Source organism: Pseudomonas sp. GW821-FHT01D09 (assembly GCF_059422465.1).
On the sequence record NZ_JBWKWY010000004.1, the window covers coordinates 12,766 to 34,750 of the forward strand.

General features: G+C 60.9%; 20 protein-coding genes. 14 read left to right on the plus strand and 6 right to left on the minus strand.

The features are described from left to right. Window positions 1–310 precede the first annotated feature (310 nt). The gene (gene rapA / locus AC07W7_RS05840) at window positions 311–3,157 is read right to left on the minus strand and encodes an RNA polymerase-associated protein RapA (protein WP_495038908.1); all 2,847 of its coding nucleotides are present in this window, start codon (window positions 3,155–3,157) and stop codon (window positions 311–313) included. 218 nt (window positions 3,158–3,375) lie between these two features. Here rapA and AC07W7_RS05845 point away from each other — a divergent pair, with 218 nt between their 5' ends. The 3 genes from AC07W7_RS05845 to ccoM all read left to right on the plus strand — a co-directional run bounded on the left by AC07W7_RS05845 (window position 3,376) and on the right by ccoM (window position 4,194). Further along, a complete protein-coding gene (locus AC07W7_RS05845; protein ID WP_169898486.1) occupies window positions 3,376–3,717 on the plus strand; it encodes an aspartate-semialdehyde dehydrogenase in 342 nt (113 codons plus the stop codon). Then, window positions 3,704–3,934, plus strand: a complete 231-nt coding sequence (locus AC07W7_RS05850) for a hypothetical protein (protein WP_130898270.1) — start codon at window positions 3,704–3,706, stop codon at window positions 3,932–3,934. The genes AC07W7_RS05845 and AC07W7_RS05850 overlap by 14 nt, the downstream gene beginning before the upstream one ends. 143 nt (window positions 3,935–4,077) lie before the next feature. Then, a complete protein-coding gene (ccoM, locus tag AC07W7_RS05855) occupies window positions 4,078–4,194 on the plus strand; it encodes a cytochrome c oxidase subunit CcoM (RefSeq protein ID WP_029297086.1) in 117 nt (38 codons plus the stop codon). Window positions 4,195–4,323: 129 nt separating this feature from the next. Here ccoM and AC07W7_RS05860 read toward each other — a convergent pair whose 3' ends face one another. Beyond that, on the minus strand, window positions 4,324–5,799 hold the full coding sequence (locus AC07W7_RS05860; RefSeq protein WP_076965342.1) for an inorganic phosphate transporter: 1,476 nt from the start codon (window positions 5,797–5,799) through the stop codon (window positions 4,324–4,326). Window positions 5,800–6,130: 331 nt separating this feature from the next. Then, window positions 6,131–6,331, minus strand: a complete 201-nt coding sequence (locus tag AC07W7_RS05865; protein WP_029297082.1) for a hypothetical protein — start codon at window positions 6,329–6,331, stop codon at window positions 6,131–6,133. A 600-nt stretch (window positions 6,332–6,931) separates the two neighbouring features. Here AC07W7_RS05865 and pcaR point away from each other — a divergent pair. The 11 genes from pcaR (at window position 6,932) to pcaC (ending at window position 17,710) form a co-directional block, all read left to right on the plus strand. Then, on the plus strand, window positions 6,932–7,774 hold the full coding sequence (gene pcaR / locus AC07W7_RS05870; RefSeq protein ID WP_076964933.1) for a pca regulon transcriptional regulator PcaR: 843 nt from the start codon (window positions 6,932–6,934) through the stop codon (window positions 7,772–7,774). 177 nt (window positions 7,775–7,951) lie between these two features. After that, on the plus strand, window positions 7,952–9,298 hold the full coding sequence (gene pcaK / locus AC07W7_RS05875) for a 4-hydroxybenzoate transporter PcaK (protein WP_169865439.1): 1,347 nt from the start codon (window positions 7,952–7,954) through the stop codon (window positions 9,296–9,298). Between the two features lie 214 nt (window positions 9,299–9,512). Continuing rightward, window positions 9,513–10,370 (plus strand): CoA transferase subunit A, encoded by an 858-nt coding sequence (locus AC07W7_RS05880; RefSeq protein WP_076964931.1) that lies wholly within the window; start codon window positions 9,513–9,515, stop codon window positions 10,368–10,370. Next, on the plus strand, window positions 10,370–11,149 hold the full coding sequence (locus AC07W7_RS05885) for a CoA-transferase subunit beta (protein WP_076964930.1): 780 nt from the start codon (window positions 10,370–10,372) through the stop codon (window positions 11,147–11,149). Before AC07W7_RS05880 ends, AC07W7_RS05885 begins: the two co-directional genes overlap by 1 nt. Beyond that, window positions 11,146–12,351, plus strand: a complete 1,206-nt coding sequence (gene pcaF / locus AC07W7_RS05890) for a 3-oxoadipyl-CoA thiolase (protein ID WP_495038999.1) — start codon at window positions 11,146–11,148, stop codon at window positions 12,349–12,351. The genes AC07W7_RS05885 and pcaF overlap by 4 nt, the downstream gene beginning before the upstream one ends. Window positions 12,352–12,379: 28 nt before the next feature. Then, window positions 12,380–13,084 carry a protocatechuate 3,4-dioxygenase subunit beta gene (gene pcaH, locus AC07W7_RS05895; protein WP_495038909.1) on the plus strand — a complete coding sequence of 235 codons (705 nt, stop codon included), beginning with the start codon at window positions 12,380–12,382 and terminating at the stop codon, window positions 13,082–13,084. A gap of 1 nt (window position 13,085) precedes the next feature. Next, window positions 13,086–13,652: a protocatechuate 3,4-dioxygenase subunit alpha gene (gene pcaG, locus AC07W7_RS05900; RefSeq protein ID WP_495038910.1), complete on the plus strand. Its 567-nt coding sequence runs from the start codon at window positions 13,086–13,088 to the stop codon at window positions 13,650–13,652. A 182-nt stretch (window positions 13,653–13,834) separates the two neighbouring features. After that, window positions 13,835–15,130 (plus strand): MFS family transporter, encoded by a 1,296-nt coding sequence (locus tag AC07W7_RS05905; protein WP_076964926.1) that lies wholly within the window; start codon window positions 13,835–13,837, stop codon window positions 15,128–15,130. 10 nt (window positions 15,131–15,140) lie between these two features. Then, on the plus strand, window positions 15,141–16,505 hold the full coding sequence (locus AC07W7_RS05910; protein WP_495038911.1) for a 3-carboxy-cis,cis-muconate cycloisomerase: 1,365 nt from the start codon (window positions 15,141–15,143) through the stop codon (window positions 16,503–16,505). A gap of 10 nt (window positions 16,506–16,515) precedes the next feature. Further along, window positions 16,516–17,307 (plus strand): 3-oxoadipate enol-lactonase, encoded by a 792-nt coding sequence (gene pcaD / locus AC07W7_RS05915; RefSeq protein WP_076964924.1) that lies wholly within the window; start codon window positions 16,516–16,518, stop codon window positions 17,305–17,307. A gap of 10 nt (window positions 17,308–17,317) precedes the next feature. Continuing rightward, a complete protein-coding gene (pcaC, locus tag AC07W7_RS05920; protein WP_076964923.1) occupies window positions 17,318–17,710 on the plus strand; it encodes a 4-carboxymuconolactone decarboxylase in 393 nt (130 codons plus the stop codon). 26 nt (window positions 17,711–17,736) lie between these two features. Here the strand turns inward: pcaC and AC07W7_RS05925 are convergent, their stop codons facing one another. The 3 genes from AC07W7_RS05925 to AC07W7_RS05935 form a co-directional block, all read right to left on the minus strand. Beyond that, on the minus strand, window positions 17,737–19,296 hold the full coding sequence (locus tag AC07W7_RS05925; RefSeq protein ID WP_495038912.1) for a M91 family zinc metallopeptidase: 1,560 nt from the start codon (window positions 19,294–19,296) through the stop codon (window positions 17,737–17,739). 113 nt (window positions 19,297–19,409) lie between these two features. Further along, window positions 19,410–20,309, minus strand: coding sequence for a polysaccharide deacetylase family protein (locus AC07W7_RS05930; protein WP_495038913.1), 900 nt, complete (start codon window positions 20,307–20,309; stop codon window positions 19,410–19,412). Between the two features lie 86 nt (window positions 20,310–20,395). Further along, window positions 20,396–21,838, minus strand: a complete 1,443-nt coding sequence (locus tag AC07W7_RS05935) for a M91 family zinc metallopeptidase (protein WP_495038914.1) — start codon at window positions 21,836–21,838, stop codon at window positions 20,396–20,398. Window positions 21,839–21,985 lie beyond the last annotated feature (147 nt).

The window sequence follows — 21,985 nt, forward strand, 5'->3', positions numbered from 1 at the left end:
GTGACTGCATCGCGGGCAAGCCCTAATGCCAGTCAGTTAAGCGGATTCTGCTTTCTGTAGGAGCGAGCTTGCTCGCGAAGGACGTCAACGATAACGCGTGTTTGCTAGGTAAACGCGGCGCTCTCAAGTTCTTCGCGAGCAAGCTCGCTCCTACAAAAAGGCTTAACTGACTGGCATTAGGGCAAGCCCGCTCCCACAGGGGAATGCATTGCAAATGTGGGAGCGGGCTTGCCCGCGATGAGGCCCGCAAGACCCTATAAAAAAGGCCCGCATTGCGCGGGCCTTCTTGTTCATCAGGGCAGGGCGCGGATCAACCGGCGACCAGCACCCGAATCGCCTCCAACCGCAGCGCCGCCTTGTCGAGCATGGCCAGGCCTTGCTCGCGCTGTTGGCGCAGGGCAACCAGCTCGCTGTCGCGCACGCTTGGGTTGACGGCTTGCAGGGCGGTCAGGCGCGCCAGCTCTTCGTCAGTGTCTGCCGCCAGGCGACGTTGCGCCTCGGCTACACGTTCGGCATGGCGCGGGGCGATTTTTTCTTCGCCGGCGTTGATCCGAGGCGTCAGCTGATCGCGCTGGGCCTGCACGAACTTATTGGCACTGGCCCGTGGCACGCTTTCCAGCTGGTCGTTCAAGGTGGTGAAAGACACCCGGCCCGACAAGTCATTGCCATTGGCATCCAGCAGGCAGCGCAGGGCCGCCGGCGGCAGGTAGCGACCCAGTTGCAGTGAACGCGGTGCCACCACTTCACTGACATAGAGCAGTTCGAGCAACACAGTGCCCGGCTTGAGCGCCTTGTTCTTGATCAGCGCCACGGCGGTGTTGCCCATGGAGCCGGACAGTACCAGGTCCATGCCGCCCTGGACCATCGGGTGCTCCCAGGTGATGAACTGCATGTCTTCGCGCGACAGTGCCTGGTTGCGGTCGTAGGTGATGGTCACGCCTTCGTCGTCGCCGAGGGGGAAACTGGCGTCGAGCATTTTTTCGCTGGGCTTGAGGATCAGCGCGTTTTCCGAATGGTCTTCGCTGTCGATGCCAAACGCATCGAACAGGGTTTCCATGTAGATCGGCAGGGTGAACTGATCGTCTTGCTCCAGAATATCCTCGACCAGCGCATCACCTTCGCCAGCGCCGCCGGAATTGAGCTCCAGCAGGCGGTCGCGACCGGTGTGCAGCTCGGCTTCCAGGCGCTCGCGCTCGGTGCGGGCTTCGTCGATCAGGGCTTGCCATTGGCCGTCGTCGGCATTTTCCAGCAGCGGCAGCAGGCGTGGGCCGAACTGATGCTGCAAGGCGTTGCCGGTCGGGCAGGTATTCAGGAAGGCATTCAAGGCTTCGTGGTACCACTGGAACAGGCGCTCTTGCGGGCTGGTCTCCAGGTACGGCACGTGCAGTTCGATCACATGCTTCTGGCCGATGCGGTCCAGACGGCCGATGCGTTGCTCCAGCAAGTCCGGGTGCGACGGCAGGTCGAACAGCACCAGGTGGTGGGAAAACTGGAAGTTGCGACCTTCACTGCCGATTTCCGAACAGATCAGCACCTGGGCGCCGAACTCTTCGTCGGCGAAGTAGGCGGCGGCGCGGTCGCGCTCAAGGATGTTCATACCCTCGTGGAACACCGTGGTCGGGATACCGGAACGTACGCGCAGGGCGTCTTCCAGGTCCATGGCGGTTTCGGCATGGGCGCAGATCACCAGGACCTTGGTGCGCTTGAGCATTTTCAGCTGATCGATCAGCCACTCCACGCGCGGGTCGAAGCGCCACCAGCGGTTTTCTTCTTCTATATCCGGCTGCGACTGGAAGCTGACTTCCGGGTACAGCTCGGCATGCTCGCCCAGCGGCAGCTCCAGGTATTCGTCCGGGCACGGCAGCGGGTAGGCGTGCAGCTTGCGCTCGGGGAAGCCTTGCACGGCGGCGCGGGTGTTACGGAACAGCACGCGGCCGGTGCCATGGCGGTCCAGCAGCTCGCGCACCAGACGCGCACTGGCTTGGGTGTCGCCATCGTTGACGGCGGCCAGCAGGGCTTCGCCTTCGTTGCCGAGGAAGCCCTGGATAGTCTTGTGCGCAGCCGGTGAAAGGCGGCCCTTGTCCATCAGTTCCTGCACGGCTTCGGCCACCGGGCGATAGTTCTCGCTCTCGGCGCGGAAGGCCTTGACGTCATGGAAACGGTTCGGGTCCAGCAGGCGCAGACGGGCGAAGTGGCTGTCCTGGCCCAGTTGTTCCGGGGTTGCGGTCAGCAGCAGCACGCCGGGAATGGTCTCGGCCAGTTGTTCGACCAGTTGGTATTCAGCACTGGCTTTTTCTTCGTGCCAGACCAGGTGGTGCGCTTCGTCGACCACCATCAAGTCCCAGCCGGCGGCAAACAGCGCGTCCTGGGCTTTTTCGTCGTCCACCAGCCATTCCAGGGCCACCAGCGCGAGCTGGGTGTCTTCAAACGGGTTGCTGGCATCGCTTTCGATAAACCGCTCTTCGTCGAACAGTGCGACTTGCAGGTTGAAACGCCGGCGCATTTCCACCAGCCATTGGTGCTGCAGGTTCTCCGGGACCAGGATCAGCACGCGGTTGGCGCGGCCGGACAGCAGCTGGCGATGGATCACCAGGCCGGCTTCGATGGTCTTGCCCAGGCCCACTTCGTCGGCCAGCAGTACCCGTGGCGCGATACGGTCGGCGACTTCGCGGGCAATGTGCAATTGGTGCGCAATCGGCTGCGCACGCACGCCGCCCAGGCCCCAGAGCGAGGACTGCAATTGGCGGCTGGTGTGTTCCAGGGTGTGGTAGCGCAGGGAGAACCAGGCCAGCGGGTCGATCTGGCCGGCGAACAGACGGTCGCTGGCGAGGCGGAACTGGATAAAATTCGACAGTTGGGTTTCTGGCAGGGTGACGGGCTCGTTCTGCCCATTGAGGCCATGGTAGACCAGCAGGCCGTCGACATCGTCGACCTCGCGCACGGTCATTTTCCAGCCTTCGAAGTGGGTGATGGTGTCACCCGGCGAAAACCTCACGCGAGTGAGGGGCGCATTCCGTAGCGCATACTGGCGGGTGTCGCCAGTGGCCGGATAGAGCACGGTCAGCAAGCGGCCGTCCTGTGCCAGAACGGTGCCTAACCCCAGCTCTGCTTCGCTGTCACTAATCCAGCGTTGCCCCGGTTGATACTGCTGCGCCATGCTGCCTGACTCCCGCCGTGAAAAAGCCGACTATTCTAACGGAACAAGGCCCCCAGCCAAAGGACTCTGACAAAAACTACTCCTCTTGCAGGGCGCAAAGAGGGCGATTCGACGGGTGGCGGGGCACTGGCGACTGACGACTGGGTCACAAGTTGGCGGCCCCAGGCTCAAGTCGCTGGTACAGCAGCCGACAGCCTGCTGACAGGAGACCCATAATTATGTTGCCACCGATCTTGCCCTTGAGTGTTGTGCCGGTCACGTCGCAACTCGACCCCGTGCGCCCAAAACCCGATATTCCACCGGTGGTGCCTGCGCAGCCGAGCTCCAACGAAAGCACCATCGACCTCAAGCACCGCGACGCCGAGCAATCGACCCTGATGCTGCGCGAGGAACAACGACGCCAGCAGGAACAGCAAAAGCGCCGGCGCGAGGCCGATGAAGATCCCGAGCAGCACCTGGCCGTTCCTGGTGACGAACTGAATGCCGATAACACGGTGCCGGTCGCGCCGTTGATCGAGGATGCGCCCCGCCAGGGGTTGTGGGTGGATGTCGAGGTTTGACCCCCGGGTGGGCCAGGACGCATTATTGCGTCACGCCAGCCACCACGTAAGCCAAGCCATGAGTGACGACAAGCTGATCGACCTGAATGCCGAACGGGCCAAACGGGTCCACGACCTCAACGACAAGCGTCTTAATGACGTGCGCCAGGCGTTCGAGCAGGCCATGCCCTTGGGCAAAACCAAGAAAAAGCCGAAAAACAAAACGAAAAAGCGCTGAAATGCCCTGAATCTGTTGATACAGGTCAGTTATTCCCCTTCTTTACGCCCCGTTGCGGGCGACATTGATCCCCGTCAATTTCTCCCCCCGACTTCTTGGTTAACTTAGCCCTATCGCAACAAGGCAAGAGCAGGAGGCCGGTCATGTTTTTCGATAATGTGGTTTTTGCCGGGGTGCTGACTGTCGGCCTCATGGTGCTGTTTTTTGTAGGGTTTGGGTTTTTTATCTGGAAAGACGCGAACAAGCGTAAAAAACCATAGGTTTTTCCGGGTTACATGAGCACGCAAGGCATTTTGGGCGACTTCGGTCGCCCTTTTTTTTGACTGGAATTTGGCCATTAAAAAAGGCGTGACCCTCGCAGGTCACGCCTTTATTCATTGCGCAGGCGGTTAACTGCCCAGCGCCTTGGACGCCAGCCAGAACAGTGCGGCCGACAGGCTCACCGTGGCCGGCAGGGTCAGGACCCAGGCCATCAGGATAGTCTTCACGGTGCCGCCTTGCAGGCCGCTCTTGTTCGCGACCATGGTCCCGGCCACACCCGAAGACAGCACGTGGGTGGTGGACACCGGCAGGGCAAAGATGTTGGCAAAGCCAATCATAGTGGCGGTGGTGATTTGCGCCGACATGCCCTGGGCATAGGTCATGCCCTGCTTGCCGATTTTCTCGCCAATCGTCAGTACCACACGCTTCCAGCCCACCATGGTGCCCAGGCCGAGGGCCAGGGCCACGGCGAGGATGACCCAGAACGGGGCGTATTCGGTGGTGGCGGTCAGGTCTTTGCGCAGTTTTTCCAGGTCCGACTTCTCGCGGGAATCAAGGCCTGGCAGCTTGCCGACTTTTTTCGCGGTGTCGTCCAGGCACAGCAGGTAGCGACGTACTTCAATGCGCTGATCGGAGGTCAAGGAACGGTAGTCAGAAACACCCTTCAATGTACCGAGGAGGGCGGTGATGGTCGGCTCGGTCTGTTGCGGGTTGCAACGGAACTTGCCTGGCAGGTCGTCTTTGACACTTTTGCCCAGGGCAAGGAATTCGCCGAGGGTTTCGTGGTTGCGCTGGTAGAACTGGTTGAGGTGCAGGGTGGCGTCGCGGGTTCGCTCGATCTGGTAAGTGGTGCTGCCCAGATCGAGTACGAACTGCGCGGGCACGATACCAATCAGCACCAGCATGATCAGGCCGATACCTTTCTGGCCGTCGTTGGAGCCATGCACGAAACTCACGGCCATCGCGGAAATCACCAGTACCAGGCGGTTCCAGAAGGGCGGGTGTTTCTTGTCATCGAGCTTGCGGCGCTGGTCCGGCGTCTTGTGCATCTTGGACAGCGGACGCCACCATTTAAGGCCAATCAACACCAGGGCAGCGACCAGGAAGCCGGCCATGGGCGAGAACACCAGCGAGGCGCCGATATCGATAGCCTTCTGCCAGTTGACCCCGTCCGCCAGCGGAATATCGTTGATCAGGGCATTGGCCAGGCCGACACCGAGGATCGAACCGATCAGGGTGTGGGAGCTGGATGCCGGGATCCCGAAATACCAGGTGCCGAGATTCCAGGTGATGGCCGCTGCCAATAATGAAAACACCATGGCCAGGCCATGGCCGGTGTTTACATTGATCAGCAACTCCACCGGCAGCAGATGCACGATGGCATAGGCAACGCCTACCCCGCCGAGCAACACGCCAAGGAAGTTGAACACCCCGGAAAAGAATACGGCCAGGTGTGGCGGCATCGCTTTGGTATAGATGACTGTGGCCACCGCGTTAGCGGTGTCATGAAAGCCATTGATGAACTCGAAGGCGAGGACAAAGGCGAGGGCGAGCAGCAGGCTCACAAGAACCCAAGCATCCAGTCCGCTGAATAAATCGATCATGAAGGTTTTATGACCCGGTCGTAAGGGGGCGCGATTATGCCAGAAAACCTCAGTAATCTATGCACTAGCTGCTCGTTGGTAACATTCTTCAACGAATTAGTTTGTGGGAAGGGTGCGGCTACCAGAGATCTCGGTGGTTTTGCAACTCATTGATTTGTAAAGAATAGAAGGCGTAGAGCGGGGTGCGACAATTAATGTTGCAGATCTGAAACGCTTGTATGAAATTTCGTGATAGCGCGAAAGATGCCGATTGACGGGCATGCCCAAGGCGCCCCTGCCAGAGGTAGCTGGCAGGGCGATGACTTGCCAGGAAGGCTCAGTCCGACAGGGCTTATGGCTCTTCGGCCTTGAGGTCTTTTTCGATCTTCTGGATTTCCTGGGCAAACGCCTGGTCGAGCAGGCTGGCTCGTTTGCGCCAGGGTTTGCGCTCGGGCTCTGGCTGGGCGGCGTAGGTGGTGACTTCCCCGCCGTAAACATCCTTGTAACGTTGTTCCTGGCGCTCAAGTTCCGCGCGCAGTTCGTCTTTCGTCACATTATTACCTAATTGAGTTGAGTTGATTCCGGTGAAACGCGATGCCACTTCATAATTGCACGCGGCCACGACACCGGGAAGAACAGCTGTCGTAGCAACAGTTTTCTTTTTACTTCACAAATAACGGGTGGACAGTGGAACTGGGCTCCCGGTATTTGCAACCAAGGTCTGGACAAGGAAAAGCTGAGGCTCGCGGGGAGCGCTCTTGAGGCCAGTTCGCTCTGGTTGCACGCTGCATTATAGCGGCGCATTTGAATAAGACTATCGCCAACAAGTTAAAAATCGTCAACTTTGCTTGCATATGTTGTCAGCCCGGTAGTGTCGAGAACTTGACGCCACACTTGGCTAATAGTCTGTCTGTGACAGTTGAAAGTAGATGTCATTAATTGAATCAAGGACGTTGTGTCGAGTGCCGGCCTGTTAAGTGAACGCAATACATCCCGTGCTGGGGAGTCTCTCCGGGGCCCGGCAGCGCCCACGGCAGCAAATTGCGATTATCGAATGAGCGTCCGATAATCGCCCAATGTTGGCGCCCTTGCCTTGTACATCCGTGGCCCGCCGGCTTGTAATGGCGGTCGACAATAAGAGAAAGGACCTGAAATGAACGATCAATTGCGCAACTCCTTTGCCTCTGTGGCGCCACCGATCGTTGCGTCACCGGCCAAGCGCATCCAGGCGTTTACCGGCGATCCGGATTTCATGACCTCCCTGGCGCGCGGTCTGGCCGTGGTGCAAGCGTTCCAAGAGCGCAAGCGCCACCTGACCATCGCCCAGATCAGCCATCGCACGGAAATCCCCCGCGCTGCCGTCAGGCGTTGCCTGCATACCTTGATCAAGCTTGGCTACGCCACCACCGACGGGCGCACGTACTCGCTGCTGCCCAAGGTCCTGACCCTGGGCCACGCCTACCTGTCGTCCACGCCCCTGGCGGTTTCTGCCCAGCCTTACCTGGACCGCATGAGCGAGCAGCTTCATGAAGCCTGCAACATGGCGACCCTGGAAGGCGACGACATCCTTTACATCGCCCGGTCCGCCACGACCCAGCGCCTGATCTCGGTGGATCTGTCGGTCGGTGGCCGGCTGCCGGCCTATTGCACCTCCATGGGCCGGATCCTGCTGGCGGCCCTGGACGATGCATCGCTGCAGGATTACCTGGACCATGCCGACCTGCAAACCAAGACCAGCCGCACCCTGACCACGCCCCAGGCGTTGTTCGAGTGCCTGCAACAAGTGCGGCAGCAGGGCTGGTGCATTGTCGACCAGGAACTGGAGCAGGGCCTGCGTTCCATTGCCGTGCCGGTGTATGACGCGTCTGGCCAGGTGCTGGCCGCGCTGAACGTGAGCACCCACGCCGGCCGGGTCAGCCGCAGCGAGCTGGAGCAGCGCTTCCTGCCGAGCATGCTGAGCGCCAGCCAGGAGCTGAGTACCCAGTTGTTTGCTTAAGCTGTTCGGTGACCGCACAGATCCCGGTTTGACGAATTGACGGTGTTTCCCCTGGCTTATTAATGTCGCGGCAGCGTGATTGACCGCGACGGCGTCTACCGTCGCCGTTCTGGTTTCGCCCCCATAATAATGACGACTCGCCGTCGTCCGCCCGCCATCGGTGTGGAAATAAAAACAATGAATCAACCTTCGCCTGCTGTTGGTACCTGTCTGGACGTGCAGTCCTTTATCAATGCGCAACCGCTGTCCCGCTATCAATGGCGGGTGGTAATCCTGTGTTTCCTGATTGTCTTCCTCGACGGCCTGGATACGGCGGCCATGGGCTTTATTGCGCCGGCGCTGTCCCAGGATTGGGGGATCGACCGCGCCAGCCTCGGCCCGGTGATGAGTGCCGCGTTGATCGGCATGGTGTTTGGCGCCCTGGGTTCCGGGCCCTTGGCCGACCGTTTCGGGCGCAAGGTGGTACTGGTGGGGGCGGTGCTGGTGTTCGGCGCGTTCAGCCTGGCTTCGGCCTACAGCAGCAACGTTGATCAGTTGCTGGTGTTGCGCTTCCTGACCGGCCTGGGCCTGGGTGCCGGCATGCCGAATGCGACGACCCTGTTGTCTGAATACACCCCGGAGCGCCATAAATCGTTGCTGGTGACCAGCATGTTCTGCGGATTCAACCTGGGCATGGCCGGTGGCGGGTTTATCTCGGCCATGCTGATCCCGATGTTCGGTTGGCACAGCCTGCTGCTGCTCGGCGGCATCCTGCCCTTGATCCTGGTGGGGGTGCTGGTGCTGTGGCTGCCGGAATCGGCGCGCTACCTGGTGGTACGCAATCGCGGTACGGACAAGGTGCGCCAGGCCCTGGCGCCCATCGACCCGGCCACCGTCGCCCAGGCCTCAAGCTTCAGTGTCCCGGAGCAGAAAACCGTCAAGGCGCGCAATGTGTTCGCGGTGATCTTCGGCGGCACCTACAGCGCCGGCACCCTGTTGCTGTGGCTCACCTACTTTATGGGCCTGGTGATTGTGTACCTGCTGACCAGTTGGTTGCCGACCCTGATGCGCGACAGCGGCGCCAGCATGGAACAGGCGGCGTTTATCGGCGCGTTGTTCCAGTTTGGCGGGGTGCTCAGCGCCGTGGGCGTGGGCTGGGCCATGGACCGGTTCAATCCGCACAAGGTCATCGGCACCTTCTACCTGCTGGCTGGGGTGTTTGCCTACGCCGTGGGCCAGAGCCTGGGCAATATCACGTTATTGGCGACCCTGGTGTTGATCGCCGGGATGTGTGTCAACGGTGCGCAATCGGCCATGCCTTCGCTGGCTGCGCGGTTTTACCCGACCCAGGGGCGCGCCACCGGGGTCTCGTGGATGCTGGGGATCGGGCGTTTTGGCGCGATCCTCGGCGCGTGGATGGGGGCCACGCTGTTGGGGCTTGGTTGGAACTTCGAGCAGGTGTTGACGGCGTTGGTGATTCCGGCGGCATTGGCCACCACGGCGGTAGTGATCAAGGGCCTGGTCAGCCACGCCGATGCCACCTGATACACCGTAATCGCGAGCAAGCCCGCTCCCACAGGGACGGTGTTCACATGGAAATCAGAGGTGTTTGGAGGAATGTTAGCCAGGCAACAATCTGTTCGATTATCGAACGGTTAGTCGATTATCGGATTGTTTGGGCCCTTACCCCGGCTTACTCTTCAAGCACTTCGGCGCTGCCTCCAGCGCCTTTTTCGACCTACATCGGGAGCCCAACCCCATGGCTGAAATTCTTTCGCTGGCTGATGCGGTAAAGCAGTTCGTCAATGACGGCGATACCGTCGCGCTCGAAGGCTTTACCCACCTGATCCCTACAGCAGCGGGTCATGAAATCATTCGTCAGGGCAAGAAAGACCTGACGCTGGTACGCATGACCCCCGACCTGATCTACGACCAACTGATCGGGGCCGGCTGTGCGCGCAAGTTGATTTTCTCCTGGGGCGGCAACCCTGGTGTCGGCTCCCTGCATCGCCTGCGGGACGCGGTCGAGAAGCAATGGCCGCAACCGTTGGAGATCGAAGAGCACAGCCATGCGGACCTGGCCAACGCCTATGTGGCCGGCGCATCCGGCCTGCCGTTCGCGGTGCTGCGGGCGTATGCCGGTTCCGACCTGCCCAAGGTCAACCCGTTGATCAAGACCGTGACCTGCCCCTTCACTGGCGAAGTGCTGGCGGCGGTGCCGTCGGTGCGCCCGGACATCACCGTGATCCATGCGCAAAAGGCCGACCGCAAGGGCAACGTGCTGTTGTGGGGAATCCTCGGGGTGCAGAAAGAGGCCGCGCTGGCGGCCAAGCGTTGCATCGTCACCGTCGAAGAAATGGTCGATGACCTCAACGCACCGATGAACGCCTGCGTGCTGCCGACCTGGGCCCTGACTGCCGTGTGCCATGTGCCGGGTGGGGCGCATCCGTCCTACGCCCACGGTTACACCGAGCGTGACAATCGCTTCTATCAAGCCTGGGATCCGATCGCTCGGGATCGTGGGACATTTACCGCCTGGATCGATGAATACATCCATGGCACCGCTGATTTCAGTCAATTCCAGGCCAAGCTGGCTGCCGCCCAGGAGGCCAAGTAATGACTTACTCGACCAATGAGATGATGACCGTCGCCGCCGCGCGCCGCCTGAAGAACGGTGCAGTGTGCTTTGTCGGTATCGGCCTGCCGTCCAAGGCCGCCAACCTGGCGCGCCTGACGTCTTCGCCGGATGTGGTGTTGATCTACGAGTCTGGCCCGATTGGCGCCAAGCCCTCGGTACTGCCGCTGTCCATCGGCGACGGCGAGTTGGCGGAAACCGCCGACAGCGTTGTACCCACCGGTGAGATTTTTCGCTACTGGCTGCAAGGCGGGCGCATTGACGTCGGCTTTCTCGGCGCGGCCCAGGTCGACCGCTTCGGCAATATCAACACCACCGTGGTCGGTGACTATCACCAGCCCAAGGTGCGCCTGCCGGGTGCCGGTGGCGCGCCGGAAATCGCCGGTTCCGCCAAGAGCGTGCTGATCATCCTCAAGCAGTCGTCCCGTTCGTTTGTCGACAAACTGGACTTCATTACCTCGGTCGGCCATGGCGAAGGCGGCGATTCGCGCAAGCGCCTCGGCCTGCCAGGCGCAGGCCCTGTCGGCATCATTACCGACCTGTGCATCATGGAGCCGGAAGAGGGCACCCATGAGTTCGTGGTCACGGCTTTGCACCCTGGCGTGACCCGCGAGCAAGTGGTCGCCGCTACCGGTTGGGCAATCCGCTTTGCCGAGCAGGTCGGCACCAGCGCCGAACCCACCGACATCGAACTGAACGCCTTGCGCGACCTTGAAGCCCGTACGGCTGCCGCCCATGGCCAAGCCCCAGGAGAAGCCTGATGCGCGACGTGTTTATCTGTGATGCCATCCGTACCCCCATCGGCCGTTTCGGCGGTGGCCTGTCCACCGTCCGCGCCGATGACCTGGCGGCCTTGCCGATCAAGGCACTGATGGCGCGCAACCCGTCGGTGGATTGGAACGCGGTTGACGAAGTGTTCCTCGGCTGTGCCAACCAGTCCGGTGAAGACAACCGCAACGTGGCGCGCATGGCCGCGCTGCTGGCCGGCTTGGCGCCGAGCATCCCAGGCGTCACCCTTAACCGCCTGTGCGCTTCGGGCATGGACGCCATCGGCACCGCGTTCCGCGCCATCGCCAGTGGCGAAATGGAGCTGGCGATTGCCGGTGGCGTCGAGTCGATGTCCCGTGCGCCGTTTGTGATGGGCAAGGCGGATGCCGCGTTCTCGCGCAACATGAAGCTGGAAGACACCACCATCGGCTGGCGCTTTATCAACCCGTTGATGAAGGCCCAGTACGGCGTGGATGCCATGCCGCAGACCGCTGACAATGTGGCGGATGACTATAACGTCTCGCGCGCCGACCAGGACGCCTTCGCCTTGCGCAGCCAGCAACGCACGGCCGTGGCCCAGGCTGCGGGGTTCTTCGCGGAAGAAATCGTGCCGGTGCGGGTCGCCCATAAAAAAGGCGAGACCCTGGTGGAGCACGACGAACACCCGCGTGCCGACACCACCCTTGAAGCCCTGGCCAGGCTCAAGCCGGTCAATGGCGCGGACAAGACCGTCACCGCCGGCAACGCCTCCGGGGTCAACGATGGCGCCGCCGCCTTGATCCTGGCCAGCGCCGATGCTGTGAAAAAACACGGCCTGACCGCCCGCGCCCGGGTGTTGGGCATGGCCAGCGCCGGGGTCGAACCCCGGGTGATGGGCATCGGCCCGGTGCCTGCGGTGCGCAAGTTGGTCGAGCGCCTGGGCCTGGTGGTCAGCGATTTTGATGTGATCGAACTCAACGAAGCCTTCGCCAGCCAGGGCTTGGCGGTGCTGCGTGAACTGGGCCTGGCGGACGACGCGCCCCAGGTCAACCCGAACGGTGGCGCCATTGCCTTGGGCCATCCGTTGGGCATGAGCGGCGCGCGCCTGGTGCTGACCGCACTGCATCAACTGGAAAAAACCGGCGGCAGCAAAGGCCTGGCGACCCTGTGTGTCGGCGTCGGCCAAGGCTTGGCCCTGGCGATCGAACGCGTTTAAGACCTACAAGAATAAAGAGGATTGCTCCATGAGTGACAAGCCCGGATACCGGCGCCCGCAAGCAGGTACTCAGCCGGATTACCTGCATCCGGCCTACCAGTCGACGAACCTGCGTGCGCCGTCCAAGCCGCTGGTGTTTTTGCCCCATTCGCTGTCGGAAATCACCGGCCCGACCATCGGCGCCGAACGCATTGCCGAACACGACAACGACCTGACCGCCCAGCACGAGGGTGAACCCCAAGGCGAGCGCATCATCATTCACGGTCGGGTCCTGGATGAAAACGGCCTGCCTGTGCCGGGCATCCTGGTGGAGATCTGGCAGGCCAACGCCGCCGGGCGCTACCACCACAAGCGCGACCAGCACGACGCGCCCCTGGACCCCAACTTTACCGGCACCGGCCGCACCGTCACCGATGCCGATGGCGGGTACCAGTTCCAGACCATCAAGCCCGGCGCCTATCCGTGGGGCAACCACCACAATGCCTGGCGCCCGGCGCATATCCACTTCTCGCTGTTCGGCCCCAGTGTGCTGACGCGCCTGGTGACCCAGATGTACTTTCCCGGCGACCCGCTGCTGGCCTACGACCCGATCTACAACTGCGTGCCGGACACCGCGGCCAAGGAACGCCTGATCGCCCGTTTCGACCTGGAAAAGACCGTGCCGCACTACGCCCTCGGCTACCGCTGGGACATTGTCCTGCGCGGCCGCGACGCCACGCCGATGGAGAAATGACATGACCCTTAATGCAACCACGTCCCACACCGTCGGGCCGTATTACCACATCGGCCTGACCTGGCTGAACCGCGAAGACCTGGCCAGTGCGGGCACCCTCGGCGAGCGCGTGGCTATCACCGGGCAGGTGGTGGATGGCAACGGCGAGGGGGTCAACGATGCCATGCTGGAAGTTTGGCAGGCCAACGCCGCCGGTAAGTATGACCACCCCGAGGATGACCAGGACAAAGCCCTGGACCCCAACTTCGCAGGGTTTGGCCGGGTGCCGGTGGATGGCGAAGGGCGCTTTCGCTTCAGCACCATCAAGCCGGGTAGCGTGCCGGGCCTCAAGGGCACGACCCAGGCGCCGCATTTGGTGGTGCTGGTGTTTGCCCGTGGTTTGGTCAAGCACTTGCTGACGCGGATTTATTTCGACGGCGAGGCGGCCAACGGCGATGACCCGTTGCTGGCGAGTGTGCCGGCAGAGCGGCGGCATACATTGGTTGCCAAGACGGATGCGTCGGGGGGGTATCAGTGGAATGTGATTCTTCAGGGCACCGATGAAGAAACGGTGTTCTTCGATTATTGAGTTGGCTACAAGGGCGCCATCGCGGGCAAGCCCGCTCCCACACTGGAATGCGCTCACCTGTGGGAGCTGGCTTGCCTGCGATAGGGCCGGCACAGGCAACGGTTATCCAAAGGTCTGCTTGCGGAACGAGGTTGTTGCAAAGTATGTCTAGAATCTAACCCGTTCCCCACGAGTGAAAAAAAATGACAACGACTACCAGTCACTACACCGGAGAAGAACGCAGCAAACGGATTTTTGCGATTGTCGGGGCTTCTTCCGGCAACCTGGTCGAATGGTTCGACTTCTACGTCTACGCCTTCTGTGCGATCTACTTCGCCCCGGCGTTTTTCCCCTCCGACGACCCCACGGTGCAACTGCTCAACACCGCCGGCGTGTTCGCCGCAGGCTTTCTGATGCGCCCCATCGGCGGCTGGCTGTTTGGCCGGGTCGCCGACAAGCACGGGCGCAAGAACTCGATGATGATCTCGGTGCTGATGATGTGCGCCGGCTCCCTGGTCATCGCCTTCCTGCCCACCTACAAGGACATCGGCGCCTGGGCCCCGGCCCTGCTGCTGATGGCGCGGCTGTTCCAGGGCTTGTCGGTGGGCGGTGAGTACGGCACCACGGCCACCTACATGAGCGAAGTTGCGCTCAAGGGCCAGCGCGGCTTCTTCGCTTCGTTCCAATACGTGACCCTGATCGGCGGGCAACTGCTGGCGGTGTCGGTGGTGGTGATCCTGCAACAACTGCTCACCGAGGACGAGCTGCGGGCCTGGGGCTGGCGCATTCCGTTTGTGATCGGTGCGGTGGCGGCGGTGATCTCGCTGCTGCTGCGCCGCTCCCTGAAAGAAACCACCAGCCAGGAAATGCGTGAAAACAAGGACGCTGGCAGCATCAGGGCGCTGTTTCGCGATCACAAGGCGGCGTTTATCACCGTGCTCGGCTACACCGCCGGCGGCTCGCTGATCTTCTACACCTTTACCACCTACATGCAGAAATACTTGGTGAACACCGCCGGCATGCACGCCAAGACCGCCAGCTACATCATGACCGGCGCGCTGTTCCTCTATATGTGCATGCAGCCGCTGTTCGGCATGCTCTCGGACAAGATCGGCCGGCGCAACTCGATGCTCTGGTTCGGCGCCCTCGGCACCCTGTGCACGGTGCCGATCCTGCTGACCCTGAAAACCGTGACCAGCCCGTTCCTGGCCTTTGTGCTGATTACCCTGGCGCTGGCGATTGTGAGTTTCTACACCTCCATCAGCGGCCTGGTAAAAGCAGAAATGTTCCCGCCACAAGTGCGCGCCCTCGGCGTGGGCCTGGCCTATGCGGTGGCCAACGCGATCTTCGGCGGTTCGGCGGAATACGTGGCCCTGGGCCTGAAGTCCATCGGCCTGGAAAACACCTTCTACTGGTACGTGACCGGCATGATGGCGATTGCGTTCCTGTTCAGCCTGCGCCTGCCGAAACAGGCTGAGTACTTGCACCACGATCTGTAAGGGATGAGTTATGACGCTGCGCACGAGCAACCAATTGTTCGACGCTTACTTCACCGCCGGTAGCATGGCCGAAGTGTTCTGTGACCAGGCACGCTTGCAGGGCATGCTGGACTTTGAAGCCGGATTGGCCCGGGCGCAGGCCCAGGTCGGGTTGATCCCGCCGGCCGCCGTCGCACCGATTGCCCAGGCGTGCCTGGCCTCGCTGTACGACGTGGATGCCCTCGGCGTGGCGATTGCCACGGCGGGCAATTCGGCGATTCCATTGGTGAAGGCCCTGGGCAAGTTGATTGCCAGCGAAGACGCCGGCGCCGAGCGCTATGTGCATCTGGGCGCCACCAGCCAGGATGTGATGGACACGGGCCTGGTGCTGCAACTGCGGCGGGCGCTGGAACTGGTCGAGGCGGACCTGGCCCGGCTGGGCGCGGTGCTTGCCGCCCAGGCGCAGCGTTATGCCGACGTGCCCTTGGCCGGGCGCACCTGGTTGCAACACGCAACACCGGTCACCCTGGGTATGAAGATCGCCGGTTGGCTGGGGGCGGTGACGCGCAGTCGCCAACGGCTGCTGGAGTTGAAGCCGCGCCTGCTGGTCCTGCAATTCGGTGGCGCGTCCGGCACCCTGGCGGCACTGGGCGCACAGGCCATGCCGGTGGCACGGGCCCTGGCGGCGGAGTTGCAACTGACGCTGCCCGAACAACCCTGGCATACCCAGCGTGACCGTCTGGTGGAGTTTGCCAGCGTGCTCGGCCTGATCGCCGGCAGCCTGGGCAAGCTCGGGCGGGACATCAGCCTGCTGATGCAGACCGAAGCGGCGGAAGTGTTCGAGCCGTCGGCGCCGGGCAAGGGCGGTTCCTCGACCATGCCGCACAAGCGCAACCCGGTCGGCGCTGCGGTGTTGATCAGCGCGGCCACGCGGGTCCCGGGGTTGGTGGCGACGATGTTCAGCGCCATGCCCCAGGAGCACGAACGTAGCCTGGGGCTGTGGCATGCCGAATGGGAAACCCTGCCCGAAATCTGCCGCCTGGTGTCCGGTGCCTTGCAGCAGGCGCTGCTGGTGAGCGAAGGCCTGGAGGTCGATGCGCAACGCATGGGCCACAACCTCGACCTGACCCAGGGCCTGGTGCTGGCCGAAGCCGTCAGTATCACATTGGCCCAGCGCCTGGGCCGGGAAACCGCCCATCACCTGCTGGAACAGTGCTGCAAACGCGCGGTCGCCGAGCAGCGCCATTTGCGCGCGGTATTGGCCGATGAGCCGCAAGTCACCGCCCAGCTGTCGGCGCTGGAATTGGATCGCCTGCTGGACCCGGCGCATTACCTGGGCCAGGCACACACCTGGGTCAGCCGCGCCGTGGCTGAACACTTTGTATTGTCTGCCTGAGGAGGCTGCTGTGGGATTTGTAAAACTCGCCGATGGCGAACTGAACTATCAACTGGAAGGCCCCGAAGGCGCGCCGGTACTGGTGCTGTCCAACTCCCTGGGCACCGACCTGCAGATGTGGGATACGCAGATGCCGGCCTTTACCGAGCATTTTCGGGTGCTGCGCCTGGACACCCGTGGCCACGGCAAGTCCCTGGTCACCGAGGGGCCCTACAGCATTGAGCAACTGGGGCGTGACGTGCTGGCGTTGCTGGATGCGCTGGATATCCAGCGTGCGCATTTCTGCGGCCTGTCCATGGGCGGGTTGATCGGCCAGTGGCTGGGGATCAATGCCGGCGAGCGCTTGCTCAAGCTGGTGCTGTGCAACACGGCGGCCAAGATCGGCAGCCCGGAAATTTGGAACCCCCGGATCGACATGGTCCTGCGCGATGGCCAGGCGGCCATGATCGGCTTGCGCGATGCCTCGATTGCGCGCTGGTTTACCGCCGATTTTGCCCAGGCTCATCCCGACCAGGCCAAGCGCATTACCGACATGCTCGCGGCCACATCGCCCCAAGGCTATGCGGCCAACTGCGGCGCGGTGCGCGATGCGGATCTGCGTGAGCAACTGGCCTCCATCCAGGTGCCGACGTTGGTGATTGCCGGCACTGAGGATGCGGTGACGCCGCCGTCCGGCAGCCTGTTTATTCAGCAACAGGTGCCGGGTGCCGAGTACGCCGAGTTCTACGCGGCGCATCTGTCCAACGTGCAAGCCGGGGACGCATTCAGCGACCGGGTACTGACTTTCCTGCTGGATCGCTGAGGGCGCTTTTGTGGACGAGAAACAACGTTATGCCGAGGGCCTCAAGGTACGTCGTGAAGTGCTGGGCGATGCCCATGTCGAGCGCAGCCTCAATGCCCTGACCGAGTTCAACAGCGAATTCCAGGACATGATCACCCGCCATGCCTGGGGCGATATCTGGACCCGCCCCGGTTTGCCCCGGCATACCCGCAGCCTGATCACCATTGCCATGCTGATCGGCATGAATCGCAGCGAAGAGCTCAAACTGCACCTGCGCGCGGCCGCCAGCAATGGCGTGAGCCGCGCCGAGATCAAGGAAGTGCTGATGCAGAGCGCGATCTACTGCGGGATTCCGGCGGCCAATGCAACGTTTCACCTGGCCGAGTCGGTGTGGGACGAGCTGGGGGTGGAGTCGCTGGGCTGACGACGATTTGCCACTCTTATGCCAAGTCATTCTTCAGCAGGTTGAATGTAGGAGTTACGCCGTGGAAAGCCGGTTTCTTCACGCAGCGCATTTTCGGTAAAGGGCTTGGGGTTGGTTGTGGTGGGGGGCGTCCTGGGGTTGTTGTCAAAATCAAAGGCGGGAGCATTGGTCTCCAACCCAACGGCTTGGCGCTCCAGGTTGGGCTCGTCATTGGTTTGGCCTGGTAGGAGTGTGCCATGGGCACCGTTATAAGCATGGGCCATTTCATGGTAAAGACTAATGACCGGCGGTTCTTCGACGATGAGGCCGGGGTTGTTGTTTATTGCCGCGCCAGTTGCTACCGAACCCTTGGCTTGACCTTGGATAAAACCTAGCAAGGGGGATTCTGCGAGGTCGTCATATTCTTTTAGTTGTTTATCGTATTCTCTTGTGAGGTTGTTGCGGAATGAATAATTAGGGCGGTCACCGGTCTCGCGAATGGTGACGGGGGAACCATTGAGTTCGGCCGCCTGGTCCAGTTCAGTGAGCATTGTTTGTGCAGTTGGCGAATTTCTGAAAAATTCAAGATCGTCTTGGGTTTGTTGTTTGAACTTGTCTGAGCCTTCGATTTTAAAGGCTTTGTGGCCGGCATCGTTTATTCGGACCTGTCTTAGGGTAGAGCCGGCAACCCTGGCGACACGATCACCGGCGTCGGCGTAGATCCTGTCGCTTGCATGGTTTGCCAGCACGGTGTCCCGGCCTCGACCGGTGTAGAACGTGGTCGGCCCTATGCTGTACATCAAGTCTTCTCCGGGGCCGCCATGCATCAGGTTCAAGGGGCTGGCGCCGATCATGGTGTCGTTGCCCGTGCCGCCATCCATATAGCTGAACGTTCCCTTGCTGCCGGGGCCGGAGAACATCAGGTCAGCGCCGTTGTTGCCATACATGACGGTCTTGCCCGTGCCGCCACGCATTTTGTCATTGCCGCTATTGCCCTCGGCGTAGCTGTCGCCGCTGCCCAAGGTAATGTCGTCATCTCCTGCACCGCCGTAGACACGGGTTGCACCGCTGCCAAGGGTTTCAATCCTGTCGTTGCCCCTACCCCCCTCAATGGTGATGGGGATAGTGACGCGAGGATCAACCCTGATGTGATCATCACCGCCTTTTGACTTGATGTGCAATTGCTCTGGGTAGTCTTCATGGTTGTTGATTTTTAATAGGTAGTGAGTGCCATTGACTTCTAGGTGAATGTCGTTGCCTGACGAAGGGTTGACTTTTATGAGGTCTGAATTATCACCTGTTACGATTTGCAGAGCGTTATTTCTGTTTATATATCCATCATCCTTGGTTTTTTCCCAAGTGACTTTATGGGTTATTTTTATATGGTTGTCGCTAAAGAGGGTGAAAGAGTTTGTATAGACTGGATATTTTTCAACGTAGTTTTGATCGGGGGTCAACTTTGAACTTGACGTGAATTGTGCATGTAATTTTTTTAGTGGCGGGCTTTGAATCGTGATGGGATTCGAGACGGAGTTACCCGCCAGTGCTACAGCAGGCTGGCTTGGAGGGGGTAGATTTAACGGTTGTAAGCTAGTTGCTATTACCATGACGTACTCTCGCTATAGTGTGTGCGTTTTGAGTACTAGTGGCTGAGCAGTGGCTAAGGATTCCGCAGGGGACCAATACAATTTTTTTCAGGACCCGGGTGGCCGTGCGGCTTTCAGTGGGCGTCGGCGTCCCACACCCAGTTCCACACCCCCGGCAAGTGCACCACGTCGTAGGCATCCTTCACTGTGCGCGCCAGGGCCCCGCGTTCCAGTGCCGAGCGGTCGGTGTAGAACGGCTCGGCGGCGGTCTTCAGGCCATTGGCCTGGGCGCTGTCCATCAGGATCTGCAGGTATTCCGGCAGGTGCCGGGCGGTATAGCGGTTGATGTCGTGAAAGGTCACCACCACCGGAATCACCCCGTCCACGGTCGGCAGTTCGCCCAGGGCAATGCGTTCGCGCACCAGCGACAGTTGCCGCAGCAGGTTGGCCCGGCGTTGGGGGCTGGCATTGAAACCCCAGATCTTGCCGTCATTGGCACTCAAGTCGGTGAGCAAGATGTGCATGCCGTGTCGCTGGTAGGCGGCGAAAGTGCGCAGGTCGTAGTTCCAGAAGGGCGGGCGTACCAGGCTCGGCGCAGCGCCAGTGATCGAGGCAATTGTCGCCGCGCCCAGGCGCAGGGTCTGGGCCAGGTCTTCGTCGTTTAACAGGCGATGGTTACTGTGCCAGCGCGTCGCGGTGTGAAAGGCCAGGATATGCCCACCCGCGTGCTCGCGCTCCATGGTTTTACGCCCCCGCGGGCTGCCGCCTGAACGCCAGGCCTCGGTCTGCAAAAAGAAAATCGCCTTGATCCCCGGCTGCACCGGGTTGTGGGCCAGGTCCTGGATTACCGAACGGCTAGGGTTGGCGTACCCCGAGGCACTGGGCCCGTCATCGAAGGTCAGCAGAAAACGGATCGGCGCCTGGGCTTGCAGGCGTTGTGCGGTCTGCGGCGTCAAGGCAACGGGTGCGCCGATGCAGCCACTGAGGGTGAGGCTGATCAATAGCGTTGCAAACACAGTGGCAATGGGATTCATGAGGCTCTGGGGTCAATGATGAGCGTCCTTGTCATCCTGGGGCATCGGGGCAGGCAACATACAGCAAGCGCCTGCCCCGTACACTGTCAGTCTGCGTAGTTTTCGCGTAGGTCATAGCCCATTTCCTCGCGCAATCCGTTCTCTGTGAACGGCTTGGGATTGGTAGAGGCGGGCGGGGTGAGTGGATCGTTGTCAAAGTCAAACGGCGGGGCAGTGCTCGGTAGACCGACAGCCTGGCGTTCGGCATTGGGTGTATTCACTGGAGGTTTTCCATCAACCCGCTCTGGGGTGTGGCCTGGTAAAAAGGTCCCTGTGCCGGCGTTCCAGGCATGTGCCGACTCATGCTGCAAGGTGATGATCGGTGCAGCCGGGACCTTGGGGTCGCTGTAGATATCGGATGGATTGTACTGCAGGATGCCATTGTTGATGGGGCGGCTCGGGACACCGTCTTTGATATGATTTTTCTTCGTCTCCTCTTCCGATAGGCGGTCGTCAAAATGGTTGATGGGGCCTTCTGTAATTGGCAGCGGTGCGCCATTTCGTCTGCCGATGGCGTCCATTCCCGCGAGCATTTTCTGGCCGAGGGGAGATCCGCGCAGGAGTTCAAGGTCATCTTCGACGCGTTGTTTGAACGCCTCTGAACCCTGGGCCTTGAAGCCTTCTTTACCTGCATCGCTCGGCGTCACCGGGGTGATGAGGGCTGCGGAAGAACCCATAAGCCGGTCACTGGTTTTTGCGTAGATGCGGTCATTGCGATGGTTGGACCAGACCGTATCTTTGCCCTTGCCGCTGTAAAAGGTGGTGCGGTCATGGCCAACCATCAAATCATCACCTTTGCCGCCGTTTATGACCGTATGACCGTTGCCGGCATAGAGCTGGTCGTTACCACTGCCTCCGTCCAGATAGCTTTGTTTCTTGGCGCTCCCGGCACCTGCATATAGCCGGTCGTTGCCGTTATTGCCGTACATGACGTTGTGGCCCGAACCTCCTATCATCGTGTCATCACCGTCGTTGCCTTCGGCATAACCGGAGCCACTGCCCAGGTGCAGGGTGTCATTGCCCCGTCCGCCAAATAGCATGCTGGGACCGCCACCTGCTTGTACATTGTCATTACCATCGCCGGCCTCGACCTTTACGGGGAGCATGACGCGGGCATCGATTTTTATGTTGTCATCACCGCCATTGCTTTTGATATGGAGGTTGGTTTGTGAGCCATCCTTGCCGTTTCGGACATCAAAGAAGTAGGACTTGCCGTTTACCTCGACATTGAGCTGTCCATCGGTGTGGTTGCGAAGATAAATGGTGTCGGATTTGTTGCCGGTTTCAAACGTCAGGGTGTCATTTAGGATGATCGACTTCCCGGGCCCGAGTGGCACCTCGTCCACGGACTTGCGGACAGTGAGATTCCCGTCATCGAGCAGCACGGATTGCTTGTTTTGCGACGTGAGATCCACGCTGCGGGGATTGGCGGCCCCGGAGGTCTGGATGGGAAAGGCAGGCATAGCGTGCTGTGGAGCGATAGAGTTCATGGCAAGTACCTTTCAGTTATGCACGACCGCCTTTGCAGGATGTGGCAACGGTGCTACCTAGGTTGTGTGCTTGAATGAAAGTGTTCCGTCCTCCTGTCGATGTTTTGTTACCGGGCGTAATAGAACAGGCTTGCCCGGCGGAGAAAA